The organism is Vibrio fluminensis, from assembly GCF_015278125.1.
In the GTDB taxonomy this organism is placed as follows: domain Bacteria; phylum Pseudomonadota; class Gammaproteobacteria; order Enterobacterales; family Vibrionaceae; genus Vibrio; species Vibrio fluminensis.
The window spans coordinates 19,024-27,150 of record NZ_JADILO010000042.1; the positions used below are offsets into that span (position 1 = coordinate 19,024).

Annotated in this window: 8 protein-coding genes; all 8 read right to left on the bottom strand. The window is 45.8% G+C overall.

The genetic code is table 11. From position 1 onward, the window contains the following. Window positions 1-9: 9 nt before the first annotated feature. On the bottom strand, window positions 10-4,038 hold the full coding sequence (rpoB, locus tag IRQ95_RS20245) for a DNA-directed RNA polymerase subunit beta (protein WP_194439346.1): 4,029 nt from the start codon (window positions 4,036-4,038) through the stop codon (window positions 10-12). Between the two features lie 241 nt (window positions 4,039-4,279). After that, entirely contained in the window at window positions 4,280-4,645 is a 366-nt protein-coding gene (gene rplL / locus IRQ95_RS20250; RefSeq protein WP_075651613.1) for a 50S ribosomal protein L7/L12, read from the bottom strand. A gap of 57 nt (window positions 4,646-4,702) precedes the next feature. Beyond that, the gene (rplJ, locus tag IRQ95_RS20255; RefSeq protein ID WP_075651611.1) at window positions 4,703-5,197 is read right to left on the bottom strand and encodes a 50S ribosomal protein L10; all 495 of its coding nucleotides are present in this window, start codon (window positions 5,195-5,197) and stop codon (window positions 4,703-4,705) included. A 295-nt stretch (window positions 5,198-5,492) separates the two neighbouring features. After that, the gene (gene rplA, locus IRQ95_RS20260) at window positions 5,493-6,194 is read right to left on the bottom strand and encodes a 50S ribosomal protein L1 (protein WP_075651609.1); all 702 of its coding nucleotides are present in this window, start codon (window positions 6,192-6,194) and stop codon (window positions 5,493-5,495) included. A gap of 4 nt (window positions 6,195-6,198) precedes the next feature. Next, on the bottom strand, window positions 6,199-6,627 hold the full coding sequence (gene rplK / locus IRQ95_RS20265) for a 50S ribosomal protein L11 (protein ID WP_075651606.1): 429 nt from the start codon (window positions 6,625-6,627) through the stop codon (window positions 6,199-6,201). Window positions 6,628-6,770: 143 nt separating this feature from the next. Next, on the bottom strand, window positions 6,771-7,319 hold the full coding sequence (gene nusG / locus IRQ95_RS20270) for a transcription termination/antitermination protein NusG (protein WP_194439348.1): 549 nt from the start codon (window positions 7,317-7,319) through the stop codon (window positions 6,771-6,773). Window positions 7,320-7,332: 13 nt separating this feature from the next. Then, on the bottom strand, window positions 7,333-7,713 hold the full coding sequence (gene secE / locus IRQ95_RS20275; protein ID WP_075651602.1) for a preprotein translocase subunit SecE: 381 nt from the start codon (window positions 7,711-7,713) through the stop codon (window positions 7,333-7,335). A 276-nt stretch (window positions 7,714-7,989) separates the two neighbouring features. Continuing rightward, window positions 7,990-8,127: EF-Tu C-terminal domain-related protein (locus IRQ95_RS20280; protein WP_489114239.1), on the bottom strand; the 138-nt coding region annotated here is incomplete at its 5' end.

The following is an 8,127-nucleotide window of genomic DNA, read 5'->3' on the forward strand; positions in this document are numbered from 1 at the left end:
GATAAGAGATTACTCTTCGTCTTCTAGCTCGATGTTGATACCTAGCGAGCGAATCTCTTTCAACAGTACGTTGAACGATTCTGGCATGCCAGGTTCCATGCTGTGGTTACCGTCTACGATGTTTTTGTACATCTTAGTACGGCCGTTAACGTCATCCGACTTAACGGTTAGCATTTCTTGTAGCGTGTAAGCAGCACCGTATGCTTCTAGTGCCCATACTTCCATCTCACCGAAACGCTGACCACCGAACTGAGCTTTACCACCAAGTGGTTGCTGAGTTACTAGGCTGTACGAACCAGTTGAACGAGCGTGCATCTTGTCATCAACAAGGTGGTTCAGTTTCAGCATGTACATGTAACCAACAGTTACAGGACGCTCAAACTCATCACCAGTGCGACCATCAAACAGTTTTAGCTGACCAGATGTTGGTAGGTCTGCTAGCTCTAGAAGAGCTTTGATTGATGATTCTGGTGCACCGTCGAATACTGGAGTCGCGATTGGTAGACCACCACGTAGGTTGCCAATCAATGTACGTACTTCAGCATCAGATAGAGAAGCAATGTCTACTTTCTGGCGAGTCTCGCCTAGATCGTAAACTTTTTGCAGGAATTCGCGGAATTTCGCTAGCTCTTGCTGCTCTTTCACCATCTTGTTGATCTTGTCACCGATACCTTTCGCTGCCAGACCTAAGTGTACTTCTAGGATCTGACCGATGTTCATACGCGAAGGTACACCCAGTGGGTTCAGTACGATGTCTACTGGCTGACCAGTTTCATCGTATGGCATGTCTTCAACAGGGTTGATCTTAGAGATTACACCCTTGTTACCGTGACGACCCGCCATCTTATCACCAGGCTGGATGCGACGTTTAACCGCTAGGTAAACCTTAACGATCTTCAGTACGCCAGGTGCTAGATCATCACCTTGTGTGATCTTACGACGCTTAGTTTCGAACTTCTTATCGAAGTCTGCACGTAGCTCGTCATACTGCTCTGCTAGTTGCTCAAGCTGAGTCTGTAGAGCATCATCTTCAAGCGTTAGCTCTAGCCACTTCTTACGATCAGTCGTGTCTAGTTTCGCTTCAGCGTAACCACCGTCGATCAATACAGCACGAACACGGTTAAGAAGGCCACCCTCAAGAATCTGGAATTCTTCAGTTAGGTCTTTCTTCGCTTCTTTCAGCTGCATCTGTTCAATTTCAAGTGCACGTTTGTCTTTTTCAACACCGTCACGAGTAAATACTTGAACGTCGATGATAGTACCTGAAACAGAGTTTGGTACGCGTAGAGACGTGTCTTTAACGTCTGACGCTTTCTCACCGAAGATAGCACGTAGTAGCTTCTCTTCAGGAGTTAGCTGAGTTTCACCTTTAGGCGTTACTTTACCTACAAGGATGTCACCGCCTTTCACTTCCGCACCGATGTAAACGATACCTGACTCATCTAGTTTAGATAGAGCAGACTCACCTACGTTTGGAATGTCAGCTGTGATCTCTTCAGCACCAAGCTTAGTATCACGTGCCACACAAGATAGTTCTTGAATGTGGATTGTCGTGAAGCGGTCTTCTTGAACTACGCGCTCTGATACTAAGATCGAGTCTTCGAAGTTGTAACCGTTCCAAGGCATGAACGCGATACGCATGTTCTGACCAAGTGCTAGTTCGCCAAGGTCTGTTGAAGGACCGTCAGCTAGAACGTCGCCACGAGCCACTGGTTCACCTGGCATCACACATGGACGCTGGTTGATACAAGTGTTCTGGTTAGAACGAGTGTATTTAGTTAGGTTGTAGATATCGATACCAGCTTCGCCAGGGATCAATTCTTCTTCGTTCACTTTAACAACGATACGAGAAGCATCTACAGACTGGATTACACCACCACGTTTCGCTACTGCAGTTACACCTGAGTCAACAGCGATGTTACGTTCGATACCAGTACCTACTAGAGGTTTGTCAGCTTTCAGTGTTGGAACTGCCTGACGTTGCATGTTCGCACCCATTAGGGCACGGTTCGCATCATCGTGTTCTAGGAACGGGATTAGCGAGGCTGCAATTGATACTACCTGGTTCGTCGCAACGTCCATGTACTGAGCGTGCTCACGAGGGTGAAGACCAGATTCACCTTTTTGACGAGCTGTGATCAGCTCTTCTGCAAATGTACCGTCTTCAGTCAGAACCGTGTTCGCCTGAGCGATTACGAATTGACCTTCTTCGATTGCAGATAGGTAATCTACTTCGTCTGTTACTACGCCATCTACAACGCGACGGTATGGAGTCTCAAGGAAACCGTACTCGTTACAACGCGCAAACGCAGATAGAGAGTTGATCAGACCGATGTTTGGACCTTCTGGCGTTTCGATCGGACATAGACGACCGTAGTGAGTTACGTGTACGTCACGTACTTCGAAGCCAGCGCGTTCACGAGTTAGACCGCCAGGACCCAATGCAGAGATACGACGTTTGTGCGTAACTTCTGACAACGGGTTGTTTTGGTCCATGAACTGTGAAAGCTGTGAAGAGCCAAAGAATTCTTTAACCGCTGCTGAAATAGGCTTAGCATTGATTAGATCTTGAGGCATGATTGCATCAAGGTCGCCAAGGCTTAGGCGCTCTTTCACTGCACGTTCAACACGTACAAGACCAACGCGGAATTGGTTTTCAGCCATTTCACCAACAGAACGGATACGACGGTTACCTAGGTGGTCGATATCATCGACTTCACCGATACCGTTACGGATCGCGATCAGTTTCTTCATCACTTCGATGATGTCTTGCTCATCTAGTGTGCCTTGCTCTTCTGCGTCAGTACGAGCAATCGAGCTGTTGAACTTCATGCGGCCAACAGTTGATAGGTCGTAACGCTCTTCAGAGAAGAATAGGCTTTCGAATAGAGCTTCAGCAGCTTCTTTCGTTGGTGGCTCGCCAGGGCGCATCATGCGGTAGATTTCTACCAGTGCAGAGATACGATCAACAGTGCTGTCGATACGTAGTGTTTCTGACATGAATGGGCCGTGGTCTAGATCGTTCGTAAATAGAACTTCTAGAGCTTTGTGACCAGCTTGAGATAGGTTAGCCAGTGCTTCCAAGCTAATTTCTTGGTTTGCACCAACGATGATCTCGCCAGTCGCTTCATTGATGTAATCTTTCGATGCAACTTTACCAACGATGTACTCTACTGGTACTTCGATGTGGTCAACGCCATCTTTTTCAAGCTGACGAATGTGACGCGCAGTTACACGACGACCTTGCTCAATGTAAACTTTGCCGTTTGCTTCGATATCAAAAGAAGCAGTCTCACCACGTAGACGATCAGGGATCAACTCCATCATTAGAGTTTGATCTTTCACTTGGAAGTTCACTTTCTCGAAGAATAGATCAAGGATCTCTTCGGTAGTCTTACCAAGTGCACGTAGGATGATTGACGCAGGCAGTTTACGACGACGGTCGATACGTACGTACAGGTTGTCCTTAGGATCGAACTCAAAGTCAAGCCATGAGCCACGGTAAGGAATGATACGTGCGTTGTATAGAACTTTACCTGATGAGTGGGTCTTACCTTTATCGCTGTCGAAGAAAACGCCAGGGCTTCTGTGCAGCTGGGATACGATAACCCTCTCGGTACCATTAATTACGAAGGTACCATTGTCTGTCATAAGCGGAATTTCGCCCATGTAGACTTCTTGTTCTTTGATGTCTTTAACGGTGCCTGCTGGCGCGTCTCTATCAAAAATAACTAGGCGTAGTTTTACGCGTAGTGGCTTTGAGTACGTTACGCCACGGATTTGACATTCTTTAACATCAAATACTGGCTCACCAAGACGGTAGCTAACGTATTGCAGCTCAGAGTTGCCGTTGTAGCTCTGGATTGGGAATACAGAACGGAAAGCAGCCTCAAGACCGTATTGTCCCTCAGGATCCTGTTCGATAAATTTTTCGAACGAATCGAGCTGGATCGATAGCAGGTATGGAATGTCCAAAACTTGTGGACGAGTACCAAAGTCCTTACGGATGCGCTTTTTCTCGGTATAAGAGTAAACCATGGGGTTCCTCAGCTCGCTGATAAGTGACCCAAACTGTCCGCCTTTCATCTAGTTTGATGGGGAGGGACAGTGACTAACAACTGTTTACTGTAGGACATGTTATTCTGATCGAATACCATGTTTTTTGCTCAGGTAAAGGTGCTTAAACAGCGGGAAAATTCACCTATACCCTACAGCGCAAAAAGGCCGGTGGTCATAAAACCACCAGCCATAGCCTGTCGGCTAAGAAATTAAGTAATAATTACTTAACTTCAACAGCAGCGCCAGCTTCTTCTAGCTGAGCTTTAAGTGCGTCAGCTTCAGCTTTGTCAACACCTTCTTTAAGTGCTGCAGGAGCGCCGTCTACTAGAGCTTTAGCTTCTTTAAGGCCTAGACCTGTAGCGCCACGTACTGCTTTGATAACAGCAACTTTGTTAGCGCCAGCAGAAGTTAGGATTACGTCGAATTCAGTTTGCTCAGCAGCAGCTTCAGTAGCAGCACCGCCAGCAACTACAGCAGCAGCTGCAGTAACACCGAATTTCTCTTCCATAGCTTCGATTAGTTCAACAACTTGCATTACAGACATTTCTGCAACTGCGTCTAGGATTTGCTCGTTAGTAATAGACATAACAATTCTCTTTTAAGTCAACAATAAGTTTATTAAGCAACCAGTAAAAAGCAAGGCTTATGCCGCTGCTTCTTCTTTTTGGTCGCGGATAGCAGCGATAGTACGTACCAGCTTGCCAGCAGAAGCTTCTTTCATGCACATCATTAGGCGTGCAATAGCTTCGTCGTAAGTTGGTAGTGTCGCTAGTACTTCAGCGTCAGTTAGAGCGCCTTCAAATGCAGCAGCTTTGATCTCGAAATCTTTGTTCTCTTTAGCGAAGTCTTTGAAAAGACGCGCTGCAGCACCTGGGTGCTCGTTAGAGAACGCGATTAGAGAAGGACCAGTGAAAGTGTCAGTTAGACACTCGTACTGTGTACCTTCAACTGCACGACGTGCTAGAGTGTTACGAACAACTCGTAGGTAAACGCCAGCTTCACGAGCTTGTTTACGTAGAGCAGTCATCTCACCCACAGCTACACCGCGAGAATCAGCTACAACTGCAGAAAGTGCACCACTGGCAGCTTCGTTGACTTCAGCAACAATTGCTTTTTTGTCTAGAAGGTTTAAAGCCATCTTGGATTTACTCCTGGTTGTTATTACACCACTCACTATTATCACAACAGTGAGAGCTATTTAGGTGCTTCCCAGAAGAAAGGTAACTATTTACATAGAGCTTTCTGTCAGTTCGGGCACCATCTACGTAGGATGATTAAGTCAGGCTTTGTAAACAAAGCTCAACACCTACGGTCTTGGACGGAGACTGGGTCATAATTCAGTCAAACTCGAGAGTTTAACGAACCAAAGTTCAGCCCCAACCACAAATATTAGGCGCAGAATTATACACTAATTTTGCACCTAATCAAATGAATTAAGCTTGAGTGTTCAGGCTAGCCTGATCAACTGCAACGCCAGCACCCATTGTAGTAGAAATGCTAACTTTCTTCAGGAAAGTACCTTTCGCTGAAGATGGCTTAGCTTTCTTAAGAGCCACTAGAAGTGCTTCTAGGTTCTCTTGCAATTGTTCTGCGCCGAAAGACACTTTACCAATTGTTGTATGGATGATGCCGTTTTTGTCGTTACGGTAACGAACCTGACCAGCTTTAGCGTTCTTAACCGCTTCAGCAACGTTAGGAGTTACAGTACCAACTTTAGGGTTTGGCATAAGACCACGAGGACCTAGGATAGTACCTAGTTGACCTACAACGCGCATTGCATCTGGAGAAGCAACAACTACGTCGAAGTTCATTTCGCCCTTCTTAACTAGCTCAGCTAGGTCTTCCATACCCACTAGGTCAGCGCCAGCTTCTTTAGCAGCTTCAGCGTTTGCACCTTGAGTGAATACAGCAACGCGGATATCACGACCAGTACCGTGTGGTAGTACAGTTGCACCACGTACGTTTTGGTCAGATTTACGAGCGTCGATACCTAGGTTAACAGCAACGTCTACAGACTCAACGAATTTAGCAGTTGCTAGTTCTTTTAGAAGAGCTACAGCTTCGTTGATTTCGTATTCTTTAGTTACGTCAACTTTTTCGCGGATTACGCGCATGCGCTTAGTAAGTTTTGCCATGTTCTTAACCCTCTACCACTAGGCCCATTGAACGAGCAGTACCCGCAATAGAGCGCTTCATCGCTTCAATGTCAGCACCAGTCATGTCGCCAGCTTTAGTTTCTGCGATTTCTTGGATTTGAGCTTCAGTTACAGTACCCACTTTTTCAGTGTTTGGACGGCCTGAACCAGACTTAAGACCAGCAGCTTTCAGAAGAAGAGTAGCAGCAGGTGGAGTCTTAGTGATGAATGTGAAAGAACGGTCGTTGTAAACAGTGATTACAACTGGTGTTGGTAGACCTTTCTCCATAGATTCTGTTTTTGCGTTGAACGCTTTACAGAATTCCATGATGTTAACACCGTGTTGACCTAGTGCAGGACCAACTGGTGGACTTGGGTTCGCCATACCAGCTGCAACTTGTAGCTTGATGTAAGCTTCAACTTTCTTAGCCATGATAATTCCTAAATTTGGGTTCTAGCGCTAATCCACTGATCAGCTCCCCGTTATAACAAAACTTTTTACTTCAGGTAGAAGTAAAAAGGCGCGAAATTATAGTCATAATCCGCGCCTTAAACAAGCCTTTACAAGCTGTTTTTTTAATCAAATTTTTCAACTTGACCAAATTCAAGCTCAACTGGTGTCGCACGACCAAAAATCGATACAGACACTTTCATGCGGCTCTTCTCGTAATCCACTTCTTCAACAGTACCGTTGAAGTCAGCAAATGGACCGTCAGTAACGCGAACAACTTCACCCGCTTCGTACATAGTACGTGGACGTGGCGCTTCACTCGCTTTCTCAAGACGGTTAAGAATCGCGTCAGCTTCCTTATCAGTGATAGGAGCTGGACGATCAGAGGTACCACCAATGAAGCCCATGACACGCGGAACACTGCGCACTAAGTGCCATGATTCATCGTTCATGATCATCTGAACTAGGACGTAACCTGGGAAGAACTTACGCTCTGACTTACGACGTTGTCCAGCGCGGATTTCCACTACTTCTTCAGTAGGGACAAGTACTTCACCGAATAGCTCTTCCATAGCATGCATTTTGATATGCTCACGTAGAGACTGAGCTACACGACCTTCAAATCCAGAAAAGGCTTGAACTACATACCAGCGTTTTTTAGGAGCTTCACTCATGTAAATAAACCCTCTATACCCCAGTTACTAGAGCTACCAAACGAACCATAATGCCGTCGATACCCCATAGCGCTAGAGCCATTACAATACTTACAGCTAGAACGATCAATGTCGTTTGCAAAGTTTCTTGACGCGTTGGCCATACCACTTTGCGCACTTCCATGCGAGATTCTTTCGCAAATGCGATCGCAGCTTTACCCTTAGTTGTAGTAGCTGCAACACCAAGTGCTGCGGCAATCAGAACAACCACACCTGCAGCGCGTACCACTACAGACATATCACCATACAGGTAATTACCCACAACAGCGGCAGTTAGCAGAACAAAAGTGATAATCCACTTAAAGATATCTGCGCCATTTGAGCTTTCAGGAGTTTCAGCATTATTTGCTTTCATAAAACCAACCTGTCACAAGTCTTAATATAGACGACAACAACCCCGCTGTTGCAGGGCAAATCCATGAAACGGCAATTTAAAATCAATTGACGTACTCTTTTCTTCTACCGAGAACAAAATCCCCAGCAAAAAAATCCTGCTTAACATCTGCTTGGACAAGAAATCAGCAAACATTATGTCTTGCGCAGAAAAAGGGCATCAAATGATGCCCTTTTTGCTACTGGTTCGTCAAATCTTATTCAAAAGATTTTCCGAAGACTTCGTTAATTCTATGAATTATTCGAAGATCTTAGCAACAACACCAGCACCTACTGTACGGCCGCCTTCACGGATCGCAAAACGTAGACCTTCGTCCATTGCGATTGGCGCGATTAGCTCAACAATCATTTGAATGTTGTCGCCTGGCATTACCAT